The organism is Paracoccus alcaliphilus (assembly GCF_028553725.1).
GTDB lineage: Bacteria > Pseudomonadota > Alphaproteobacteria > Rhodobacterales > Rhodobacteraceae > Paracoccus > Paracoccus alcaliphilus.
Genome location: NZ_CP067124.1, coordinates 1,345,434 through 1,366,107, shown reverse-complemented (window position 1 = coordinate 1,366,107; position 20,674 = coordinate 1,345,434). Strand labels below are relative to the sequence as shown.

Annotated in this window: 20 protein-coding genes and 1 tRNA gene; 11 read left to right on the top strand and 10 right to left on the bottom strand. The window is 65.6% G+C overall.

Going from position 1 to position 20,674, the window contains the following annotated elements; translation table 11 throughout:
• Nucleotides 1-11 precede the first annotated feature (11 nt).
• From JHW40_RS06940 to JHW40_RS06920, 5 genes are all read left to right on the top strand, one after another.
• Nucleotides 12-695 (top strand): DUF484 family protein, encoded by a 684-nt coding sequence (locus JHW40_RS06940; protein ID WP_090610736.1) that lies wholly within the window; start codon nucleotides 12-14, stop codon nucleotides 693-695.
• Nucleotides 692-1,627, top strand: coding sequence for a tyrosine recombinase XerC (locus tag JHW40_RS06935; RefSeq protein ID WP_090610735.1), 936 nt, complete (start codon nucleotides 692-694; stop codon nucleotides 1,625-1,627). The genes JHW40_RS06940 and JHW40_RS06935 overlap by 4 nt, the downstream gene beginning before the upstream one ends.
• Before the next feature lie 54 nt (nucleotides 1,628-1,681).
• On the top strand, nucleotides 1,682-2,257 hold the full coding sequence (msrA, locus tag JHW40_RS06930) for a peptide-methionine (S)-S-oxide reductase MsrA (protein ID WP_090610734.1): 576 nt from the start codon (nucleotides 1,682-1,684) through the stop codon (nucleotides 2,255-2,257).
• Nucleotides 2,257-3,129 carry a 50S ribosomal protein L11 methyltransferase gene (locus JHW40_RS06925; RefSeq protein ID WP_090610733.1) on the top strand — a complete coding sequence of 291 codons (873 nt, stop codon included), beginning with the start codon at nucleotides 2,257-2,259 and terminating at the stop codon, nucleotides 3,127-3,129. The genes msrA and JHW40_RS06925 overlap by 1 nt, the downstream gene beginning before the upstream one ends.
• Before the next feature lie 63 nt (nucleotides 3,130-3,192).
• Nucleotides 3,193-3,783, top strand: a complete 591-nt coding sequence (locus JHW40_RS06920; protein WP_090610732.1) for a GNAT family N-acetyltransferase — start codon at nucleotides 3,193-3,195, stop codon at nucleotides 3,781-3,783.
• 71 nt (nucleotides 3,784-3,854) lie between these two features.
• On the opposite strand, the gene JHW40_RS06915 is transcribed toward JHW40_RS06920, so the two are convergent.
• Together JHW40_RS06915 and JHW40_RS06910 are read right to left on the bottom strand one after the other, a co-directional pair.
• The gene (locus JHW40_RS06915) at nucleotides 3,855-4,049 is read right to left on the bottom strand and encodes a DUF1127 domain-containing protein (protein ID WP_090610731.1); all 195 of its coding nucleotides are present in this window, start codon (nucleotides 4,047-4,049) and stop codon (nucleotides 3,855-3,857) included.
• Nucleotides 4,050-4,246: 197 nt separating this feature from the next.
• Nucleotides 4,247-4,969: a 16S rRNA (uracil(1498)-N(3))-methyltransferase gene (locus tag JHW40_RS06910; protein WP_090610730.1), complete on the bottom strand. Its 723-nt coding sequence runs from the start codon at nucleotides 4,967-4,969 to the stop codon at nucleotides 4,247-4,249.
• Between the two features lie 13 nt (nucleotides 4,970-4,982).
• Between JHW40_RS06910 and ubiA the strand changes: the two genes are divergently transcribed.
• The 3 genes from ubiA to JHW40_RS06895 are packed head-to-tail and all read left to right on the top strand — an operon-like array spanning nucleotide 4,983 to nucleotide 8,554.
• Complete coding sequence (gene ubiA / locus JHW40_RS06905) at nucleotides 4,983-5,921, top strand: 4-hydroxybenzoate octaprenyltransferase (protein ID WP_090610729.1); 939 nt, start codon at nucleotides 4,983-4,985, stop codon at nucleotides 5,919-5,921.
• 60 nt (nucleotides 5,922-5,981) lie between these two features.
• A complete protein-coding gene (locus JHW40_RS06900) occupies nucleotides 5,982-8,228 on the top strand; it encodes an OmpA family protein (RefSeq protein WP_090610728.1) in 2,247 nt (748 codons plus the stop codon).
• The gene (locus JHW40_RS06895; protein WP_090610727.1) at nucleotides 8,225-8,554 is read left to right on the top strand and encodes a hypothetical protein; all 330 of its coding nucleotides are present in this window, start codon (nucleotides 8,225-8,227) and stop codon (nucleotides 8,552-8,554) included. The genes JHW40_RS06900 and JHW40_RS06895 overlap by 4 nt, the downstream gene beginning before the upstream one ends.
• 347 nt (nucleotides 8,555-8,901) lie before the next feature.
• Here JHW40_RS06895 and JHW40_RS06890 read toward each other — a convergent pair whose 3' ends face one another.
• The 4 genes from JHW40_RS06890 to JHW40_RS24145 all read right to left on the bottom strand — a co-directional run bounded on the left by JHW40_RS06890 (nucleotide 8,902) and on the right by JHW40_RS24145 (nucleotide 12,638).
• Entirely contained in the window at nucleotides 8,902-10,074 is a 1,173-nt protein-coding gene (locus JHW40_RS06890; protein ID WP_090610726.1) for a DegT/DnrJ/EryC1/StrS family aminotransferase, read from the bottom strand.
• On the bottom strand, nucleotides 10,071-10,997 hold the full coding sequence (locus JHW40_RS06885) for a GDP-L-fucose synthase family protein (RefSeq protein WP_090610725.1): 927 nt from the start codon (nucleotides 10,995-10,997) through the stop codon (nucleotides 10,071-10,073). Before JHW40_RS06885 ends, JHW40_RS06890 begins: the two co-directional genes overlap by 4 nt.
• 3 nt (nucleotides 10,998-11,000) lie before the next feature.
• Complete coding sequence (gene gmd / locus JHW40_RS06880; RefSeq protein ID WP_090610724.1) at nucleotides 11,001-12,119, bottom strand: GDP-mannose 4,6-dehydratase; 1,119 nt, start codon at nucleotides 12,117-12,119, stop codon at nucleotides 11,001-11,003.
• Nucleotides 12,120-12,323: 204 nt separating this feature from the next.
• Nucleotides 12,324-12,638, bottom strand: a complete 315-nt coding sequence (locus JHW40_RS24145; RefSeq protein WP_090610723.1) for a hypothetical protein — start codon at nucleotides 12,636-12,638, stop codon at nucleotides 12,324-12,326.
• Between the two features lie 285 nt (nucleotides 12,639-12,923).
• Here JHW40_RS24145 and JHW40_RS06875 point away from each other — a divergent pair.
• Nucleotides 12,924-12,999: transfer RNA gene (locus JHW40_RS06875), tRNA-Ala, on the top strand.
• A 346-nt stretch (nucleotides 13,000-13,345) separates the two neighbouring features.
• Here the strand turns inward: JHW40_RS06875 and mfd are convergent.
• Nucleotides 13,346-16,792 (bottom strand): transcription-repair coupling factor, encoded by a 3,447-nt coding sequence (mfd, locus tag JHW40_RS06870; protein WP_090610721.1) that lies wholly within the window; start codon nucleotides 16,790-16,792, stop codon nucleotides 13,346-13,348.
• 64 nt (nucleotides 16,793-16,856) lie between these two features.
• On the bottom strand, nucleotides 16,857-17,429 hold the full coding sequence (locus JHW40_RS06865) for a hypothetical protein (protein ID WP_090610720.1): 573 nt from the start codon (nucleotides 17,427-17,429) through the stop codon (nucleotides 16,857-16,859).
• 106 nt (nucleotides 17,430-17,535) lie between these two features.
• Here JHW40_RS06865 and hemB point away from each other — a divergent pair, with 106 nt between their 5' ends.
• Both hemB and JHW40_RS06855 read left to right on the top strand, forming a co-directional pair.
• The gene (hemB, locus tag JHW40_RS06860) at nucleotides 17,536-18,540 is read left to right on the top strand and encodes a porphobilinogen synthase (RefSeq protein ID WP_170851739.1); all 1,005 of its coding nucleotides are present in this window, start codon (nucleotides 17,536-17,538) and stop codon (nucleotides 18,538-18,540) included.
• A 70-nt stretch (nucleotides 18,541-18,610) separates the two neighbouring features.
• Complete coding sequence (locus JHW40_RS06855; protein ID WP_272849083.1) at nucleotides 18,611-19,237, top strand: lipid-binding SYLF domain-containing protein; 627 nt, start codon at nucleotides 18,611-18,613, stop codon at nucleotides 19,235-19,237.
• 4 nt (nucleotides 19,238-19,241) lie between these two features.
• On the opposite strand, the gene JHW40_RS06850 is transcribed toward JHW40_RS06855, so the two are convergent.
• Both JHW40_RS06850 and JHW40_RS06845 read right to left on the bottom strand, forming a co-directional pair.
• Entirely contained in the window at nucleotides 19,242-19,886 is a 645-nt protein-coding gene (locus JHW40_RS06850; protein WP_090610775.1) for a GntR family transcriptional regulator, read from the bottom strand.
• 45 nt (nucleotides 19,887-19,931) lie between these two features.
• A complete protein-coding gene (locus tag JHW40_RS06845) occupies nucleotides 19,932-20,645 on the bottom strand; it encodes a M48 family metallopeptidase (protein WP_244519120.1) in 714 nt (237 codons plus the stop codon).
• Between the last annotated feature and the right edge of the window lie 29 nt (nucleotides 20,646-20,674).

The window sequence follows — 20,674 nt, the reverse complement described above, 5'->3', positions numbered from 1 at the left end:
AGGGGGCAAGGATGACGGCGGTTCTGGACGAGGCGACGCGCAAGAAACTGCTGGCCGATCCGGGCGTGATCCTGGACGACCGCGACCTGATGCGCGCGCTGGTCGCCGCACGAGAGGCGGATGTGGGCGACAATGTCATCGACATCCGCGGCCGCGCGATGGAGGCGCTGGAAACCCGGCTGGAGCGGCTGGAAAGCACGCATGAAAGCGTGATCGCCGCCGCCTATGACAACCAGTCGGGCACTGCCGTTGTCCACCGCGCCGTCATCGCCCTGCTGGAGCCCGCGGATTTCGAGGGCATGGCCGAAATCCTGCAATCGCATATCGCCCCGGTCCTGCGGATCGAGACGCTGCGGCTGCTGATGGAGGCGACCAATGCCCCCGAAAACCTGCCCGAGGATGTGGTGGTCGTGCCCGATGGCGCCATCGACCGCATCATCAGCGCCGGCAGGCGGGCGCCGCGCGGCGACGACATCATCCTGCGCGCCGCCGAACCCGTCACCCAGCCGATCCACGGCCGCAATGTCGCGTCCGAGGCGCTGCTGCCGCTGGAACTGGGTGCGGGCCTGCCGCGCGCGATGTTCCTGATGGGCAGCGCCGATATCAATCGTTTCACCCCAGCGCAGGGCACCGATCTGCTGCGCTTTTTCGGACAGGTTGCGCGGCTGAGCCTGCTGCGCGCGCTCGGGGGATGAGCGCGCCGCCGCTGGCCTTGTCTGCGGCGATGTCGGACGCGCTGGCCCGCTGGCTGGAAACCGAGGCCGCGACGCGGGACCGCTCGGACCACACGATTACAGCCTATCAGGGCGATCTGCTGGCCTTCCTGTCCTTTCTGGGCGGCTATCTGGGCGAGGCCGCGACGCCGAAATCACTGGCCTCGCTGCGCCAGCCCGAGATGCGCGCCTTCGCCGCCAGCGAACGGGCGCGGGGTCTGTCGGCACGGTCGCTGGCGCGGCGGCAATCGGCGGTGCGCAGCTTTCTGCGCTGGATCTCGGACCGCGAGGGCTATGACCTGTCGGCGGCGCTGGCTGCGCGCAGCCCGAAATATACCCGCTCTCTGCCCCGCCCGCTGTCGCCCGAGCAGGCGCGGCAGACGCTGGACATGGTGGCCACCGATCACGAAACGCCCTGGGTCGCGGCGCGCGATCTGGCGGTGCTGACGCTGCTGTGGGGCTGCGGGCTGCGCATTTCCGAGGCGCTGGGGCTGAACGGGCGCGACTGGCCGTTTCGCGATGCGCTGACCATCCGCGGCAAGGGCGGACGCGAAAGGCAGGTGCCGGTGCTGCCCGCCGCGCATCAGGCGGTGGCCGATTATCTGGCGCAATCGCCGTGGCGGCTGGCCCCGGATCAGCCACTGTTTCGCGGCGTACGCGGCGGGCGGCTGGCGGCGGGCAGCATCGAGGGTTCGATGCAGCGCGCCCGCGCGGTGCTGGGCCTGCCGCCCACGGCCACGCCCCATGCGCTGCGCCACAGTTTCGCCACCCATCTGCTGGCGGCGGGAGGCGATCTGCGCACCATTCAGGAATTGCTGGGCCATGCCAGCCTGTCCACCACGCAAGTCTATACCGGGGTGGACGACGCGCATCTGATGGCGGTCTATCGCAATGCCCATCCGCGCGGCAATTGACGAACCAGCGGCCCGGTTCGCGCGTTAAGCTGCCGAAAACGAACGAGGTAAGCCATGACCAACCACGCAATCTTTGACCGCCCAATGGATGCGCCCCTGCCGCAGGGCTATGATCAGGCGGTGTTCGGCATGGGCTGCTATCGGGCGCCCGAACGGCTGTTTTGGAAACAGAACGGCGTCTGGCTTACGCAGGTCGGTTTCGCGGGCGGGCAGACCGAGAACCCGACCCCCGATCAGGTCGGATCCGGCCAGACCGGCCATGCTCAGGTCGTCCGCGTCGTCTTTGACAGCTCCCTGATCAGCTATGACCATCTGCTGCAACTGTTCTGGGAACATCACGACCCAACGCAGGGCGAGCGTCAGGGCGACGATGTCGGCAGCCAGTATCGCAGCCTGATCATGGTCTTCAGCAACAGCCAGCGCACCGTCGCCGAGGCCTCGAAGGTCGATTACGGCAACCGACTGGCCGTGGCCGGCTTTGGCGCCATCACCACCCAGATCATCAGCGCCGCGCCCTTCTGGCCCGCCCCCGATGCCGATCAGCAATATCTGGAAAAGAACCCCGATGCCGATTGCAGCCTGCAAGGGACCGGGGTAGAGGCGTCCATCCCCAATCCGGACCCAAACTGATGCCGACCTTTACCGCGCTGACCCATATCCAGGGCCGAGAAGCCGCCGAAGCCCTTGCCGAAGCCTGCGAAGACCTGTCCCCCGAACCCGTCGGCACCGGCGTTTTCGAGATCGAGGACGGCTCTCACCGCTGGGAGGTGGGGATCTATTTCACCGAAACCCCCGACGATGTGGCGCTGGCGCTGCTGGCGGCGGCGCATGGCGCGGCCCCCTTTGCCATTGCCGAACTGCCCGAGGTGGATTGGGTCGCCCATGTCCGCCGCGAATTGACGCCGGTGCGTGCGGGTCGCTTCTATGTCCACGGCAGCCACGATACCGATACCGTCCCCGAAGGGGTCGAGGCGCTGTGCATCGAGGCCGCGATGGCCTTCGGCACCGGCCATCACAACACCACCAAGGGCTGCCTTGAAGCGCTGGACGGGCTGGTCACGCAAGGCTATGCCGCCCGGCGCATCGCCGATATCGGCTGTGGTACCGCCGTTCTGGCGATGGGTGCCGCGCGGGTCTGGCCGGTGACGGTGCTGGCCAGCGACATCGACCCGGTGGCGGTCGATACCGCCGCGGCCAATGTCATCGCCAACGGGCTGGACGGCCGCGTCATCTGCGTCGAGGCGGCGGGCTTTGACCATCCGCTGCTGGATCAGGCCGCGCCCTTCGATCTGGTGTTGGCCAATATCCTGAAACAGCCGCTGATCGATCTGGCCCCCGACATGGCCCGCCATGTCGCCCCGCAGGGCCGCATCATCCTGTCCGGCATCCTGACCACGCAGGCAGAAGAGGTCATCGCCGCCTATCACGCCGCCGGTTTCGGGGATGAGGAGCGCCGCGATTCCGGCGACTGGTCCACGCTGGTCATGACGCGGCGGGGATAACCCCTCGCCACGCAGCCGGATCGTCGTGTAAGCAGGGCCCTCAGGACAACATACGGGCCGAATATGACGCTGGAACCAGTTACCCTGTCGGGGCAATATGTCGATCTTGTCCCGCTGACGCAGCAACATCACGACCAACTTGCCCATGCGGTGGCGGATGGCGAGTTGTGGTCGCTGTGGTACACCCCCATTCCCGAACCCGGCGAAATGGCGGCAGAGATCGACCGCAGGCTGTCGCTGCAAAAGGCGGGCACGATGCTGCCCTTTGCCGTGATCGACAAGGCGACGCAGCAGGCCGTGGGCATGACCACCTATATGAATATCGACCTGCACGGGCCGCGGGTCGAGATCGGCTCGACCTGGTATGCGCAGCGGGTTCAGCGCACGCCGCTGAATACCGAGGCCAAGCTGCTGCTGCTGTCCCATGCCTTCGACCGGCTTGACTGTCTGGCGGTCGAATTCCGCACCCATTTCCTGAACCATCAAAGCCGCCGCGCCATCGAAAGGCTGGGCGCCAAACTGGATGGCATCCTGCGCCAGCACATGCGGATGCGCGACGGCACGCTGCGTGATACCTGTGTCTATAGCATCATCGCATCGGAATGGCCTGCGATCCGGTCCGGGCTGAACTGGCAGCTTGCGAAACGCCGCTGACGAATGGGGACAGGACATGAAAAAACCCCCGCCGCGACCGCTTCGGGGGTTCGTTCGTCTGTCGCAGGCGCTTAGTAGCTGCGCGCGATCCGCTCGATATCACCGCGGCACAGGCCGATATCGTCCAGTTCGCGATCGGAAAGGCGGCTCAGCTCACGACGGGTCACACGGGTATCGTTCCACGCGGTCAGGATCGCCAGAGCTTTCGCGACGACGCCATGAACGCCTCCAACAGCATAGCTGCGGTTCGCTTCAATCGCCGACATTTCATCACCTTTTCATAAATTGCCCGTCCATTGGGCATGTTTCGGATAGGCCTGATATAGAACCGGCAAATGACAAAGAGTATCCCCGGCCGAGGCAAAGCCGATATGCAATTCTTGCAGGGATTGCAGGCACTTCCGGGCATTGGAAAGGTCGCAACCGACCCGCTTGATGTCGCTTTTGGACCTTGCTGCGGCAGTTAGCCGCGCCAGTCGCCCAAAGCGGCCTGCCATAACGCGATGGCTGCCACGGCTGCGGTGTCGGCGCGAAGGATTCGCGGACCCAGACTCACCGGGTGAACGAAGGGCAATCCGCGCAGAATCACCCGTTCAGATTCGGAAAACCCGCCCTCGGGGCCGATCAGGATCGCCCAAGCGCCCGGCAACAGACCCGCCAGCGTTTGCGCGGGACCGGCCATCGCCTCATCCGCCCACAGGATCTGCCGCGCAGGGTCCCAGCCCGCCAGCAGGCGCGACAGGGGTTGAAGATCGGCGACCGCGGGAACGAAGGTGCCGCCGCATTGCTCGGCGGCCTCGACGGCATGGGCCTGAAGCCGGTCCTGCCGGATCCGCTCGGAATTGGTGAAATCGCTTTGCACCGGCAGGATGCGGGCGCAGCCCAGTTCCGCCGCCTTTTCGACGATGAAATCGGTGCGGGCCTTCTTGATCGGCGCGAAAAGCAGCCACAGGTCTGGCGGATCGCGCTGCGGCGCGGTCTGCTGCCCGATGGTCAGGGAACCGCCGCGCTTGCCCGCCTGGTCGATCCGGGCGGACCATTCGCCGTCACGGCCGTTGAAGACCATGACATCGTCGCCCGGCTTTTGCCGCATGACGCCGGACAGGTAATGCGCCTGTGCTGCGTCCAGGGGCACGGCTTGTCCCTGGGCCATTGGGTGATCTATGAACAGTCTGATCCGGGCCATGATGGGGCAAGCTATGCAAAGCGGCGACGAAACACCAGAGACCGTCTTTGACGCGCCGGCGGGAAACTGGGTGGACCGCCATGCCCCGCCCGCGACAAGGCCGTGGCTGCGCATGTCCCGCGCCGACCGGCCCATCGGAACATGGCTGCTGCTGCTGCCCTGCTGGTGGGGCGTCGGGCTGGCGATGATGGCCGATGCGCCGCGCTGGTTCGATCTGTGGATCGTGATCGCCTGCGGGCTGGGGGCGCTGGTGATGCGCGGGGCGGGCTGCACATGGAACGACATTACCGACCGCGATATCGACGCGCGGGTGGCGCGGACCCGGTCGCGGCCGCTGCCTTCGGGGCAGGTGACGCTGCGGGGGGCCTATCTGTGGCTGGTCGCGCAGCTGCTGGTCGGGCTGGTCATCCTGCTGACACTGGGACAGGCGGCGATCTGGATGGGCGTGGCCTCGCTGGCGCTGGTGGCGATCTATCCCTTCGCCAAGCGGTTCACGTGGTGGCCGCAGGTGTTTCTGGGCTTTGCCTTCAACTGGGGCGTGCTGCTGGCCTGGACCGCGCATATGGGCCGGGTCGATCTGCTGCCGGTCATCGCATGGCTGGCGGGGATCGCATGGACGATCTTTTACGACACCATCTATGCCTGTCAGGATGTCGAGGATGACGCGCTGATCGGGGTGAAATCCACCGCGCGCCTGTTCGGCGATGCCAGCCCGCGCATCCTGCTGGGCTTTGCCGCGCTGGCGGTGCTGCTGCTGGCGCTGGCTATATCACTGACGGGTCGCAATCAGTTGATAGGGCTGGCCGGACTGGCCGGTTTCGCCGCGCATCTTCTGTGGCAGTTGTGGAAATTCAAGCCGGATCAGACGGATACCTGTCTGCGCCTGTTCCGCTCGAACCGCGATGCGGGGCTGATTCTTGCGCTGTTTCTCGCCATTGCGGGGCTGGCATGATTGCGCGCAGGGTATGGCGGGGCTAGACCCGAGCGGCTTGAAACCACCCAAGGTCAGCCAATGACATCTTCGCGCAGCCGCACATCCACCGCCATTGCCACCCTGGTCGTTCTGGGCGGCGCGGCGGGGCTGGCCTGGATGGGGGCGACCGCCGCCGCCGTCTATATGGAACGCGAGGCGCTGGCCGATGTGCGGCTGGCGCTGGATGCGGGCGGCTATGACTGGGTCGAGGTGCGCACCGACGGCCTTCAGGTACGCCTGACCGGCACCGCGCCGACCGAGGTCGAACGGTTCCGCGCGCTGACACAGGCGGGCCGGTCGGTCGATACCAACCGGATCGTGGATGCGATGACCGTCGCCGCCGCCGAGGCCCTGACCCCCCCGGATTTCAAGATCGAGCTGCTGCGCAATGACGACGGCATCTCTCTGATCGGGCTGGTGCCTGCGGCCATGGACCGCGACGCGCTGCTGCGCAGCCTGCGCGGAGAGACCGCCGCGCCGCATATCATCGACCTGCTGGAAACCGCCGATTACGACATGCCGCCGAAATGGAACGAGGCGATCCGGCTGGGCCTTGGCGCGACGCAACTGGCGCAGCGGGCCAAGATCTCGATTTCGCCCGGTGCGGTGCATGTGACGGCACTGGCCGACAGCGCCCGCGAAAAGGCCCGGATGGAGGCCGAGCTGCGCCGCGCCGTGCCCGCCGATGTGCAGCTGGTCACCGATATTTCCGCGCCCCGTCCGGTCATCGCCCCCTTTACGCTGCGCTTTCTGGTCGATGAGGAAGGCCCGCGTTTCGACGCCTGTTCAGCGGATAACGAGACCGGGCGCGACCGTATCCTGAACGCCGCGATCCGTGCCGGGGTGGACGGCCAGCCGGGTTGCACGCTGGGGCTGGGCGCGCCGTCGCCCGACTGGGCCGAGGCCGCCGAGGCCGCCATTGATGCGGTGGCGGCGCTGGGCCTGGGCTCGGTCACGATCTCGGATGCCGATATCGCGCTGCTGGCCCCCGAAGGCACCGATCAGTCCCGTTTCGAACAGGTCACCGCGCGGCTGGAACAGACCCTGCCCGCCGTGTTTTCGCTGCATGCCGAAATCGAACAGCCGATCGACGTCGAACAGGGTCCGGCGGAATTCATCGCCACGCGGATGCCCGATGGCCGGGTCTCGATCCGGGGCGGTCTGTCGGATGCGCGGATGCAGGATGCGGTGGACAGCTTTGCCCGGTCGCGCTTTGCCGGGATCGAAAGCGATCTGCGCAGCGATGTCGAGGTGCCGGGCGGCTGGACCGTCAAGGTCATCGCCGCGCTGGAGGCGCTGAGCGGGCTGGAAAACGGCACCGTCTCGGTAACGGCCGACAATCTGAGGCTAAGCGGCACTTCGGGCGATCCGCGCGCGGTGGATCAGGCGGCGGCGGTCCTGTCGCAGCGGCTGGGCGCGGGGTCGCGCTATGATCTGTCGATCCGCTATGACCGGATGCTCGACCTGACGCTGAACCTGCCCGATGGCGAGGAATGCGTCTCGCGGCTGAATGTCGTCATGTCGGAATCCGAAATCGGGTTCGAGCCCAGCCGCTCGACCATCGCGGGCGACCCGACCGGCACGCTGGAGCAACTGGCCGCGATCATGGTCGATTGCGCCAGTTTCCAGATCGAGACCGGCGGGCATACCGATTCGCAGGGTTCGGCCGGGTTCAATGCCGATCTGTCGCGGGCGCGGGCACAATCGCTGGTCACCGCCATGAGCGAGGCGGGGATCGACACCCGCCACATGACCTCGCGCGGTTACGGCGAAAGCCAGCCGGTGGCCACCAACGACACCGAGGAAGGGCGCGAGGCCAACCGCCGGATCGAGTTCCGGCTGATGTCGCCGATCCCGGTGCGCGACGAGCCCCTGCCCGCGCCCGCCACCCGCAAGGGCGTGACCACCGAGGCCCTGGCCCAGACCGCAGCCGGGGACGACAGCAGCGTGCCCGCCGCCGCCTATCAGGCCGCCAGCGATCTGGTGGCGGGCATGGCGGCGTCAGAGCTGATCGCATTCGGCCCGGTGCTGCCGCTGCCCCTGATCGACGAGGCCGTCACCGCCATGCCGTCCGATACGGGCCGGGGCAATGTCGCGCCCGCGACCCTTGGCGTCAGCGAGGAAAGCGGGCCGTCACAGCCAGAACAGTTCGGTCCGTTCCTGCCATCCGAGGACGATATCGTCGTCACCGTGCAGACCGCCGACGAGACGACGCCGCGCCCCTCGCCCCGCCCCGGCGAGGAAGAGGCCGCGGAGGAGACAGAGGACGAAAGCGAGGCACCATGAACCGCACCGAATTCATCATCGTGACCTCGATCATTCTGTTCGCTTCGTTCATGCTGGGCTGGTTCGCCTGCTGGCTGGTGCAACGGCTGAGCCGCCCGACCCGTGCCGATATGGGCGAGTTGGACCGGCTGGCGCAGCAGTTGCACGAGGCCGAGGAAGGCCGCGACGAGGCCATCGCCAAGCTGGAGGAACGCGAGGCGACGCTGATGACACGGCTGATCGACAGCGAGACCGAATTGCAGACCGCGCTGGAAGGGCTGCGCGAAAGTCGCACCGAGGTCGAGGAATTGCGCAGCTATATCGAGCGTAAGCTGGCCCGGCGCTGAAACGCGCTGCGGGGTTCGGGACATCGTTCAACTGTCAGCCGATCCTTGCTTCACCACGCGCAGCTTCTCGCACCCGACCTAGTTCAGGGCCGGCGTGTAATCCCGACCCACAGTGAGCTGCGACGCCGAACCGCCCGGACGGTTCGGCCATCTGCGCGGCAAATGCGCGTTGGGATGATCCTGTCCGCCCGGGATCACTCAACTGACGGGGCAGAAGCGGCGCGGGCCTTGCCCATGATGCTTCGTTCAACCCATAACGCTTCGCGCCCATCCGCAAACGCCACCCAATTGCGGAAAATCATGACCCGGCACTCGATGCCCTTGGCACGCCTGAATGACGATCCGACCTAGACGCGGAATGCCGCGACGGTTTCGATCGCCTCGGTGAAATCGTAATGGTGGTTACCGATGAAAAAGCCGTTCCGGTCGATGTCATCGGCATTCACCATCTGCCCATGCAGGCTATGGTCCATCATCTGCAACACCGGATTCTTGGTGAAATTGCCGCTGACGATGGGCCGGGTGTCAAAGCCGAGTTGATCGAAACGGGCCAGAACCTGCGGGCGGCTCAGCCCGGTATCGGGACGCAGGATCAGCGCGAAGCCGAACCAGCTGCTGTTGCCGGTCTCGCGCTGGACCCGAAAGACCGGATGATTGGACATCGCCTGCGCAAAGCGCGTGCCATTGGCGCGCCGCCCCTCGATCAGGCCGGGCAGCTTCTTCAACTGCTCTCGCCCCAGCGCGCCTGACATTTCCAGCGGCCGCAGATTGTATCCGGGCAGCACGAAGCGGAAACTTCCCTCGAACGGATCATCGCTTTTCTCGCCGGTCAGGCGGTTGAGTTTCGGCAGGTTGCGCGTCCAGCCATGCGCCCGCAGCGCCAGCAGGATATGATAAAGCTCTTCATCATCGGTGACGATCAACCCGCCTTCCATGGTCGAGATGTGATGCGAGAAAAAGCTGGAAAAGCTGCCCATCACCCCGAAGGTGCCGGCCTGCCGCCCGTCCAGCGTGGCGCCCATGGATTCGCAGTTGTCCTCGATCAGCGTGATGGGGCGATCCCCGATGATCTGGCGTATCCGGCTGAAATCATTGGGATTACCCAGAAGATTCACGGCCATGATGGCGCGCGTGCGTTCCGATACCGCCGCCGCCAGTGCCTCCAGATCATAGTTCAGCGTCTGGATGTCGATATCCACGAATTTCATCCGCAGCCCGTATTGATGCAGCGGATAGAAAGTTGTGGACCATGACACGGCGGGCACGATCACCTCGTCGCCCGGCATCAGACGCAGGTCGGCATTCCGGGTATAGCGCAGCGCCGCCACCATCAGCAGATTCGCCGAAGAGCCCGAATTCACCATCACCGCATGACGGCTGCCGACCCAGTTGGCGAATTCCCGTTCGAATGCGGCCACCTCATCGCCCATTGAGAAGCGGTCCGAGTCGATGACACGTTGCAGCGCGGCCCGTTCGGCCTCGTCCCAGGACGATGTCGCAAGCGGGAAACGGGCGGTCATGTTACGTGCTCCTGCAGATAGAATTCATATGTTTCGCGGATGCCGTCGGCCAGTCCGACGCGCGGCTGCCAGCCCCATTCCCGCTGCCGCTCGACCGAGAGCAGCTTCTGTTTCATGCCCACGGGCCGCGACAGATCATGGATGAAGCGCCCCTGCCAGCCGATCACCTGCGCCACGATCCGGTAATAATCATTGATGGAATGGTCATGCCCCGGCCCGATATTCAGCGACTCGGGCAGCGCGCCGGGATCGGACAGCGCACGCATTACCGCATCGGCCAGATCGCCGGCATACATGAATTCACGCCGCGCGGTACCGTCGCCCCAGATTTCGACCTCATCCAACCCGTCCTGCATCGCCTGATGCACCTTGTGGATGATTGCCGGAAGCAGGTGCGAATGACGCGGATCGAACTTGTCCCATTTTCCATAAAGATTGCACGGAATCAGCGTCTTGTAGTTCAGCGCCGGATCTTCCCGCATCGCATATTCGCACAAACGCATGGTCGTGATCTTGGCCAGCGCATAGCCTTCATTCGTGGGTTCCAGCGCGCCGGTCAGGATCCTGTCCTCGCTCAGCCCCTGCCCCAGCGCCCTGGGATAGATGCAGCTTGAGGCCAGATTGATCAGCGTGCCGATCCCCGCCTCCAGACAGGCGGTCACGATATTCACGCCCATCCGCGTATTGGCCACCAGAAAGTGCACCGGCTGGGCCATATTGGCGTGGATGCCACCGACGACGCCCGCCGCATGAACCACCGCGTCGGGACGATGCTGCGCCAGATAGTCGCGCAGTGCCGCCTCATCCAGCAAATCCAGTTCCTGCGACGAGGGCGCCAGCACGGCCCAATCCGCGATGCCCGGATGTGCCCGCAGATTACGCCCCACCATCCCCTGCCCGCCGGTGATCAGCAATCGCCGCATGTTTCAGTTATCCTCGATCGCGACGGCGGGGGCGATGCCGTGGCTGTCCAGCAAGGCGTGGCGGCGCGCGATCTCCAGATCGGCGGCCACCATCTCGGCGCACATTTCCTGAACGGTGATCTGCGGCTGCCAGCCCAGTTTCTGATGCGCCTTGGAGGGGTCGCCCAGCAGGGTCTCGACCTCGGCCGGGCGGAAATAGCGCGGATCGACCTTCAGGATCACATTGCCCACCTTCAACGCCGGAGCGTCATTGCCATTGATGGCCGCAACCACCGCGATCTCGTCCACGCCGCTGCCACGGAATTCCAGTTCCAGCCCCAGCTCTGCCGCCGCCCAGATCAGGAACTGGCGCACCGAGTACTGCTTGCCGGTGGCGATGACGAAATCCTCGGGCTCGTCGCATTGCAGCATCATCCACTGCATGCGCACATAATCGCGCGCATGACCCCAATCGCGCAGCGCGTCCAGATTGCCCATGTAAAGGCAACGGTCGATCCCCTGCGCGATATTGGCCAGACCCCGGGTGATCTTGCGGGTCACGAAAGTCTCGCCCCGGCGCGGGCTTTCGTGATTGAACAGGATGCCGTTGCAGGCAAACATCCCGTAAGCCTCACGGTAGTTCACCGTGATCCAATAGGCGTAAAGCTTGGCCACGGCATAGGGCGAACGCGGGTGGAAGGGCGTCGTTTCGCGCTGCGGGGTTTCCTGCACCAGCCCATAAAGTTCCGATGTCGAGGCCTGATAGAAGCGGGTCCGTTTCTCCAGCCCCAGAAAGCGGATCGCCTCCAGCATGCGCAGCGTTCCCAGCGCATCCACATCGGCGGTATATTCCGGCGCCTCGAAGCTGACGGCGACATGGCTTTGCGCGCCCAGATTATAGATCTCATCCGGTTCGATCTGCGAAATCAGCCGGGTCAGGTTCGAGCTGTCGCTGAGGTCGCCGTAATGCAGCTTCAGCGGGGGCTTTTCATGCGGGTCCTGAAAGACATGGTCGATGCGCTGTGTGTTGAACAGGGACGCGCGGCGCTTGATGCCATGAACCTCGTAGCCCTTCTCAAGCAGGAATTCGGCCAGATAGGATCCATCCTGCCCGGTGATCCCGGTAATCAGCGCCTTTTTCATCCCAACCCCCTCATTCCGCATCCAGGCCGTCGCCGCATATAGTCGTGAAGGCATGACGCGGCGCAACCGATGCGCGAAACCTTGATGGTCGCCGTTCGACGATTGCGCAGGACGTTAACCATCCGGCATGTCACGCATATGAAACGCAGCAATGACTGTAAAGGAAGCCATCTGCCGCAAATATCTGCGGCCTGGAAACTGTGCCTAATCGACGGGGTTGGTTGGCCGTGGTGCGGTCGTTTTGAGGACCGCGTTTGCGATTGTGACCAGGCTGCGCGCGACTGCAGTAATGATGAGCTTGTGCGGCTTACCGCGCCCTTTGAGGCGTTTCGTCAGCGGCTTCGACACCGGATTGTCACATGCAGCGGCGCGTGCTGTTTGGAAGGGGACGTGTCGAAGATCTCGCCGTCCTCCGGCGATCATGCGCTTGTCGCGCATTGTGCCGATATCGCCTGGCACGGGGGCAAGGCCTGACTTGGTTGCGGCCTCGCCCGCGGTTTCCCGGTCGGGTGCCGGCATCTCCGCGACCAATATGGCCGCCGGGATCCGTTCCGATCAGGGCGGCCGGTTCACCAGCATGGATTGGGCAGCCTTTCTGCGGTGCCTGAGTCGCGCCTTCCATCGCCAGCATAGGATCACGTCCCGCTATATTCGGAACGGTTCAATTATCGATGCCAAGAGCCGCCCGCTGCGGCTCTTTATGACGCAGGCCTTGCCCAGCCCTGGTTGCGGCCTGGTGAGCTGGCGGGATGGCGAAGCTTCCGCTTGACAATTACGCACTTCCGATTCAGAAGACAGCGTAAAGGGGCCGTAGCTCAGTTGGTAGAGCGCATCGTTCGCAATGATGAGGTCAGGGGTTCGATTCCCCTCGGCTCCACCAGATCACACCTTCCAAACCCCTGATATCACTGGAAAAAGCGCCGGAAGATTTCGGCTGTCCCACCAAAAAAACGGCTATTCGGATTCAGGTGTGGAACCGTGATCCGGTTTGAACCAGTCCTTGGTGTGGAGCCGGTGGCCAATCACATCAGTGATGGGCGTGCTGTGCTGACAGTTCGCGACGTCATGTTGTTCTGCGTGCTTAAGCGGCCGGGATTTCTTGAAGGAGCCAGGCTGCGTGATCCTCGGGCCGCTCGTGGGCATGGAGGAGTTCGCCCGTACATTCTTTCGGGCAAACAAACGCAATTTTACCCAGCTGTCACGACTGAATAACGACCCCCCGCCGGCTATTTCGCCGCCCTGGCCTTGGCGGCCAGATCGCGGGCGATGGCGAAGGCGCCCTTGATCCGGTCGGCGTCGGTGGACCAGTCGCGGCGGATGATGATCTTGTTGTCCGTCACCTTCGCCTGCCCGTGCTGGTCGGTCAGGAATTCGACCAGACCGGCGGGGTTGGGGAACTTGTCCATGTGGAACTGCACCGTCACCCCCTTCGGCCCCGCATCCAGCCGCGCGATATTGGCGCGTTTCGCCATCGCCTTGATGCGGATCACCAGAAGCAGCGTGTTCACTTCGCGCGGCAACGGCCCGAAACGGTCGATCAGTTCGGCGGCGAAACCCTCCAGTTCGACCTTGGTGGTCAGGCCCGACAGGCGGCGATAAAGGCCCAACCGCACGTCCAGATCGGGGATATAGCTTTCGGGGATCGTCACCGGCACGCCAAGGTTCAGCTGCGGCGCCCATTCGTCCTCGGGCGTGCCTTCGATCTCGCCCGATTTCAGCTTGGCGATGGTTTCCTCAAGCATCGCCTGATAAAGTTCAAACCCGACCTCCTTGATATGGCCGGATTGTTCCTCGCCCAGCAGGTTGCCCGCCCCGCGCAGGTCCAGATCCTGCGAGGCCAGGTTGAAGCCCGCGCCCAGCCCGTCGATCGAGCCCAGGAATTTCAGCCGCCGCATCGCCTGCGGGGTCAGCGGCTGGCGGGGCTTCGTGGTCAGATAGCAATAGGCGCGGGTCTTGGACCGGCCCACGCGACCGCGGATCTGATAGAGCTGCGCCAGCCCGAACATATCCGCGCGCCAGATCACCATGGTATTCGCCGTGGGTATATCCAGCCCCGATTCCACGATGCTGGTCGCCAGCAGCACATCATGGCTGCCGTCGTAAAAGGCGTTCATCCGCTGGTCCAGATCGCCCGCCGCAAGCTGGCCATGGGCGACGATCGTGCTGATTTCCGGCACGTTTTCCGACAGCCAGTGTTCCACATCGGGCAGATCGGACAGGCGCGGAACCACGAAAAAGCTTTGCCCGCCACGATATTTCTCGCGCAGAAGGGCTTCGCGGATGGTGACGCTGTCGAATTCCGACACATAGGTGCGGATCGACAGCCGGTCCACCGGCGGCGTGCCGATGATCGACAGGTCACGCACCCCGGTCAGCGACAGTTGCAGCGTGCGCGGGATCGGCGTCGCGGTCAAGGTCAGCACGTGGATGTCGCTGCGCATCTCCTTGAGCCGTTCCTTGTGGGCGACGCCGAAATGCTGCTCCTCGTCGATGATCAGCAGGCCGAGATTTCTGAACCGCACCTGTTTGGCCAGCACCGCATGGGTGCCGACGACGATATCGACCGACCCGTCGGCCAGCCCCTCGCGCGTTTTGGCGGCATCCTTGGCGCTGACGAAACGCGACAGCGGACGGCAGGTGATCGCCGTGCCCCGGAAACGCTCGGCGAAGGACAGGAAATGCTGACGTGCCAGCAGGGTCGTGGGCGCGACCACGGCGACCTGCATCCCCTGGCTGGCGGCGATAAAGGCCGCGCGCATGGCAACCTCGGTCTTGCCAAAGCCCACATCGCCGACCACCAGCCGGTCCATCGGACGGCCCGCCGCCAGATCCTCCTGCACATCCTCGATGGCGGACATCTGGTCGTCGGTCTCGCTATAGGGGAAACGCGCCGAAAACGCCTGCCAGTCGTGATCCTCGGGCTCCAGCACCGGGGCGGGGCGCAGCAGACGCTCGGCCGCGACGCGCATCAGCTTGTCGGCGATCAGCCTGATGCGTTCCTTCAGGCGCGCCTTGCGGGCCTGCCACGCGCCGCCGCCCAGCTTGTCCAGCAAGCCTTCCTCGTGACCATAGCGGGACAGCAGCTCGATATTCTCGACCGGCAGGAACAGCCGGTCGCCACCGGCATATTCCAGCGCCACGCAGTCATGCGGCACGCCTGCGGCCTTGATCGTTTCCAGCCCGGTATAGCGACCGATGCCATGTTCGACATGCACCACAAGATCGCCGGGGCTCAGCGCGGTGGTGTCCTGCAGGAAGTTCTCGGCCCGGCGGCGTTTCTTCGCGCCGCGCACCAGCCGGTCGCCCAGCACGTCCTGTTCGGAAATCACCGCGATGGGGCCAAGCGCCTGCCCCTCGGCCACGAAACCCTCGTCCAGCGGCCAGACGGCCAGACCGACCGCGCGGGGCTTGGCGGGCAGATCACGGATATCGGCGATGGGCTTGACGCCGACTAACCCTTCATCGGCCAGCAGCCCCGCCAGCCGGTCGCGCGAACCGTCCGAGAAGCTGGCAAGGATCACCCGGTGATCCTTTGACAGAACCTTCACATGATCCGACAGAGACTGGAATACATTGATGGATTCCGCCTGACGTTCGGGCGCGAAGTTGCGGCCCACGCGCCCGCCCGCATCCAGTACGCCCGGACCGGGCGGCTGTTGCAGCACCGACAGGTTCAGCACCCGGTGGCGCGACAGCCATTCGGTCCATTCGGCGTCGGACGGGAACATCAGATCGGGCGGCACGGGCTTATAGACCGTATCGGCGCGCCCCTTGGCTGCCATCGCGGCCTTGCGGGCTTCGAACTGTTCGCGGATCATGTCGCGACGGGCAAGGATCACCTGCCCGACATGGTCGTCCAGCATCACCGAGGCGTCGGGAAGATAGTCGAACAGGCTTTCCATCCGGTCATGGAACCACGGCAGCCAATGCTCCATCCCGGCCATCTTGCGGCCGGCGCTGACGCCCTCATACATCGGGTCGCTGGTGCCGCCACCATATTCGGCGCGATAGTTCTGGCGGAAACGGGTGATGGCCTCCTGATCCAGAATGACCTCGGACATGGGGGCGATTTCCACCCGGTCCAGCTTTTCCGTCGTCCGCTGGGTCAGCGGATCAAAGCGCCGCGCCCCGTCCAGCACATCGCCGAACAGGTCCAGCCGTACCGGCCCGCCCTCGCCCGGCGCAAAGATGTCGATGATGCCGCCGCGGATCGCGTAATCGCCGGGCTCGGTCACGGTGGGCGACTGCACAAAGCCCATCCGCACCAGAAAATCGCGCAAGGCGCCTTCGTTGATCCGGTCGCCGACGCGGGCCGAGAAACTGGCGCCCGACAGGACCTGACGCGCGGGCAGGCGTTGCAGCACGGCGTTCAGCGTCGTCAGCAGCACGAACGGCCCCCTGACCGCCCCCTGCGCCAGCGCCGCCAGCGTGGCCATGCGCGCCGCCTGAATTTCCGGCGCAGGCGACACCCGGTCATAGGGCGTCGTGTCCCATGCGGGAAATTCCAGCACCACCGTCGCGGGGGCCAGAAAGGCCAGCGCGGCGCGGGTCGCGGCCATGCGCCGGTCGTCGCGGGCGATGTGGATCACGGGCTGGCCGCGTGTGGATTCGCGGGCGATCAGGGCCGCGTCATAGCCTTCGGGGGCGCCGGAAAGGATCAGGTGGTCGGACATGAAATGTCAGGTAACGGGCGGGGCCGCGGTGTCAACCCGTCACCGCCGCCGGTCACAGCCCCCCTCACAGGCTCAGCGGGTTCAGCAGCATCCACAGCGTTCCCCACAGCGCCGTCGCCGCGACCGAGACGATCGACAGGAACCAGACCAGCCGCCGGTGCAGGGTCATGCGCCCGACCGCCTCGCCCGCCGCGTCGGCCACCGGACGCGCGCCCGATTGCGCATCGACCAGCAGCGGCATCAGCCGACGCGCCAGCAGGATGCGCATCCAGAACAGGATCTTCATCGGCACCAGCAACAGGGTCAGCGCCTGCGCCATCTCCAGCCCATAGCCGAAGCCAGTGATCGCCAGCACGGTCAGCGCGAACACCCCCAGCCCCAGAAAGCCCGCGCCCTCGGCCCGGCCCAGCCGCCAGCGCGGCAGGGTCAGCGACAGCCAGTCCAGCAGGGCGATCACCTCATCGGCTTCCGGGCGGCCTTCGCGGCGTATGCGGCGGGCGCGCACCAGCACCTCGGTCGGGACGCCCAGCACCGTGCGGCCGTTGGCCGACCACCATGCGATAAGGACGATCCAGAACCAGATCGTGCCGAAAGAGCGGCTGTCCAGTAAACCGATCAAACCGTCGAATTGCGGCACGAATGTCTTCCCTGCTGGCTTGCTTGTCCTTGGCTGCGCGCGACCTTAGAACAGCAGCAGGACAAGGGAAAGGTTCGCCCGCGTCCCTTTTCGCCGTTCTGGAAGGATGCCCGTCATGGCCACGCCGATCACCCCCGCCTTTCCCGCCACGCGCCTGCGCCGCCTGCGCCGGACCGCCAGTCTGCGCGCGATGGTGACCGAGGTGAACCTGACCCCCGCCAACCTGATCTGGCCGGTCTTCGTCACCGAGGTCGAGGGTGCCGAGGGCGAGATCGCCTCGATGCCGGGGGTCGAGCGGCTGACGCTGGACGGGGTGCGCCGGGCGGCCGAGCGGGCGGCGCGTCTGAACATCCCGGCGATCTGCATCTTTCCGCATTCCGATCAGGCGCTGCGGACCGAAGCCTGCGAACGCGCCTGGGATCCCGAAAATATCGGCAACCGCGCCATCCGCGCCGTCAAGGAAACCGTGCCGGAACTGGCGGTGATGACCGATATCGCGCTGGACCCCTATAACGCCAACGGCCATGACGGGCTGGTCGTGGACGGAGAGATCCTGAACGACGAAACCGTCGAGGCGCTGGTGAAGATGGCGCTGGCGCAGGCCGAGGCCGGGGCAGACATTCTTGGCCCCAGCGACATGATGGACGGGCGCATCGCCGCATTGCGGGGTGCGCTGGAGGATGCGGGCCACAAGGACGTGGCGATCCTGTCCTATGCGGCGAAATTCGCCAGCGCCTTCTATGGCCCGTTCCGCGATGCGGTGGGGGCTTCGGGGCGGCTGGTGGGCGACAAGAAAACCTATCAGGTGAACCCCGCCAACCGGGCCGAGGCGCTGCGCTGCGTCGCCCGCGACCTGTCCGAGGGCGCCGATATGGTGATGGTCAAGCCCGGCATGCCCTATCTGGATATCTGCCGCGAGGTGAAGGACCGCTTTGACGCGCCGACATTTGCCTATCAGGTCAGCGGCGAATATGCGATGCTGGAGGGCGCGATCCGCAACGGGTGGCTGTCGCGCGATGTGATGCTAGAAAGCCTGTTGTCCTTCCGCCGCGCGGGTTGCGACGGGGTGTTAAGCTATTTCGCGCCTGCCGTGGCCGAGATACTGGCATAGGCGGGCATCCTCGCGTATTGTTGATGGCAACGGACCGGCATCAGGTCCGATCACACAAGCGAGGCGATAGATGAGCAAATCCAACATGATGAACCGCCGCCTGGTTCTGCTGAGCGGCGGTGCCGCGCTGGCCGTGGCCGGATGCACCAATGCGGTCGGCAGCAATGCCTCGGCGCAGCTGGATGCGCGGGTGGACCAGACCCATCAATATCTGCTGCAAACCTATCCGCAGGCGGGCCAGATGGTCGAGAACGCGCGCGGCGTGCTGTATATGCCGCTGATGACCTCGGCCGCCTTCGGCGTTGGCGGGGCTTATGGTCAGGGCGCGCTGCGGATCGGCGGCGCATCGGTGGATTACTATTCCGCCACCCGCGCCAGTGTCGGGCTTCAGGCGGGCGCGCAGCAATATGCACATGTGCTGATCTTCCAGACCGATCAGGCGCTGGCCGCCTTCCGCGCCGCGCCGGGCTGGGTGGCCGAGGCCGACGCCTATTACGCGATCCCGCGCGGCGGCGTGGCGATGGGGGCCGATACGGTCACCGCGCAGCATCCTGTCGTGGCGCTGATCTTCGGTCAGGCGGGGCTGATGGCAGGCGCCTCGATCGCGGGCACGAAATACAATCGCATCGTGCCCTCGACCATCAGCGGCACCCCCGCCTTTGGCGGGCTGCCCCTGTCCGGCCCGCAACAGGGCTGAGGCCTCAGGCGCTGGTCAGGTGGCGCAGCCCGTGGGTCACATCGGCCCGCACCGACAGCCGCAGCGAGGGTTCATCGCCCGCGCGCAACGCCGCCAGAATCATGCGGTGATGGCGCGGCGGCTCGTTGCGCTTCACCCGACCATAAAGCGCGCGCATCGTCGGCCCCAGTTGCAGCCAGACGGTTTCCAGCATGGCCAGCATCGCAGGCGCCTGAGCGCGCAGATACAGCATCCGGTGAAAATCCAGATTGCAGCGGATATAGCCCACGGCGTCGTGCCGTTCGACCGCGTCGGCGATGCGGCCATTCATCGTCGCCAGCCGGTCGATCAGCGCAAAATGCGCCCGAGGCAGCGCGCGCGCGGCCAGTTCCGGCTCGATCAGCGCGCGCAGGGCGGCCAGTTCCTCGATCCGCTCATCCGACAGGGCGGGCGTCGTCACCCGGCCCGAACCCGACAGCGACAGCGCCCCTTCGGCCACCAGCCGCCGCACGGCCTCTCGTGCCGGGGTCATCGAGACGTGATATTCCCGCGCCAGCCCGCGCAGGGTCAAGGGCGTGCCGGGCGACAGTTCCCCCACCATGATCCGCGACCGCAGATTGCGATAGATCGTCTCATGCGCGGTCGGGTCGGACGTGCGGTTCATGTTCATGCAGCGGTTTGTGATCACAAAATCCGGCAGCGTCAATCCCCGCCTTCAGTCGCGAAACCGCCACAGCATCAGATCGCCGCCATTCTGGCGCAACCAGTCGCGCCGCGCGCGCCAGTCGGGCATCAGCCCCGCCACGGCGGCCCAGAAACGCGGCGAATGATCCATATGCGCCAGATGCGCGACTTCATGGGCGGCGACATAATCCAGCACATCGGGCGGGGCCATCGCCAGCCGCCATGAAAACATCAGCCGCCCGTCGCTGCTGCAACTGCCCCAGCGCGACCGCGTATCGCGCAGCGCGATGGCCCGGTAATCGCGGCCCAGGGCGGCGGCATGGCGATCGCAGGCCGGACGCAGCGCCGAGATCGCCAGATGCTTGAGAAACGCCTGCACAGTGGCTGCGACCGGACGGCCCTGCGGCACCAGCAGCGCGTCGCCCTCGATCCGGCAGATGCGCAGATCGGCGGGGGTGATGGTCAGCGCCCGGCCCGCCACGGGAATCGCCACCCCCGCTTCGGCCCGGCGCGGCTGCGGTATCCGCGCCTGCGCCTGCCGCAACCATTCGCTTTTCGACAGCGCGAATGCCTGCCCCTCGGCCAGCGGCACCCGCAGGGGCAGGGTCAGCACCGGGTCGGTGCCGTCACGCGGCACCCGCAGCGTCATCCGCCGCGCGCGGGCCGAACGGCGCAGCACGACATGCACGCCTTCCGCAATGACGATCCTGTCCGACACCTGCCCCACCTGCTGCGATTCAGCCACGATTCAACCCGACGAAAGCCCTTGCGGCC

Bases quoted from the DNA above. Each gene is read 5' to 3' on its own strand.
- JHW40_RS06940 (WP_090610736.1), top strand. From the start codon at position 12: ATGACGGCGGTTCTGGACGAGGCGACGCGCAAGAAACTGCTGGCCGAT.
- JHW40_RS06850 (WP_090610775.1), bottom strand. From the start codon at position 19,886: ATGAACATGAACCGCACGTCCGACCCGACCGCGCATGAGACGATCTAT.
- ubiA (WP_090610729.1), top strand. From the start codon at position 4,983: ATGCAAAGCGGCGACGAAACACCAGAGACCGTCTTTGACGCGCCGGCG.
- gmd (WP_090610724.1), bottom strand. From the start codon at position 12,119: ATGAAAAAGGCGCTGATTACCGGGATCACCGGGCAGGATGGATCCTAT.
- JHW40_RS06915 (WP_090610731.1), bottom strand. From the start codon at position 4,049: ATGTCGGCGATTGAAGCGAACCGCAGCTATGCTGTTGGAGGCGTTCAT.
- JHW40_RS06890 (WP_090610726.1), bottom strand. From the start codon at position 10,074: ATGACCGCCCGTTTCCCGCTTGCGACATCGTCCTGGGACGAGGCCGAA.
- hemB (WP_170851739.1), top strand. From the start codon at position 17,536: ATGCCCGTCATGGCCACGCCGATCACCCCCGCCTTTCCCGCCACGCGC.
- mfd (WP_090610721.1), bottom strand. From the start codon at position 16,792: ATGTCCGACCACCTGATCCTTTCCGGCGCCCCCGAAGGCTATGACGCG.
- JHW40_RS24145 (WP_090610723.1), bottom strand. From the start codon at position 12,638: ATGCCGGCACCCGACCGGGAAACCGCGGGCGAGGCCGCAACCAAGTCA.
- JHW40_RS06900 (WP_090610728.1), top strand. From the start codon at position 5,982: ATGACATCTTCGCGCAGCCGCACATCCACCGCCATTGCCACCCTGGTC.
- JHW40_RS06910 (WP_090610730.1), bottom strand. From the start codon at position 4,969: ATGGCCCGGATCAGACTGTTCATAGATCACCCAATGGCCCAGGGACAA.
- JHW40_RS06920 (WP_090610732.1), top strand. From the start codon at position 3,193: ATGACGCTGGAACCAGTTACCCTGTCGGGGCAATATGTCGATCTTGTC.
- JHW40_RS06855 (WP_272849083.1), top strand. From the start codon at position 18,611: ATGAGCAAATCCAACATGATGAACCGCCGCCTGGTTCTGCTGAGCGGC.
- msrA (WP_090610734.1), top strand. From the start codon at position 1,682: ATGACCAACCACGCAATCTTTGACCGCCCAATGGATGCGCCCCTGCCG.
- JHW40_RS06925 (WP_090610733.1), top strand. From the start codon at position 2,257: ATGCCGACCTTTACCGCGCTGACCCATATCCAGGGCCGAGAAGCCGCC.
- JHW40_RS06895 (WP_090610727.1), top strand. From the start codon at position 8,225: ATGAACCGCACCGAATTCATCATCGTGACCTCGATCATTCTGTTCGCT.
- JHW40_RS06935 (WP_090610735.1), top strand. From the start codon at position 692: ATGAGCGCGCCGCCGCTGGCCTTGTCTGCGGCGATGTCGGACGCGCTG.
- JHW40_RS06885 (WP_090610725.1), bottom strand. From the start codon at position 10,997: ATGCGGCGATTGCTGATCACCGGCGGGCAGGGGATGGTGGGGCGTAAT.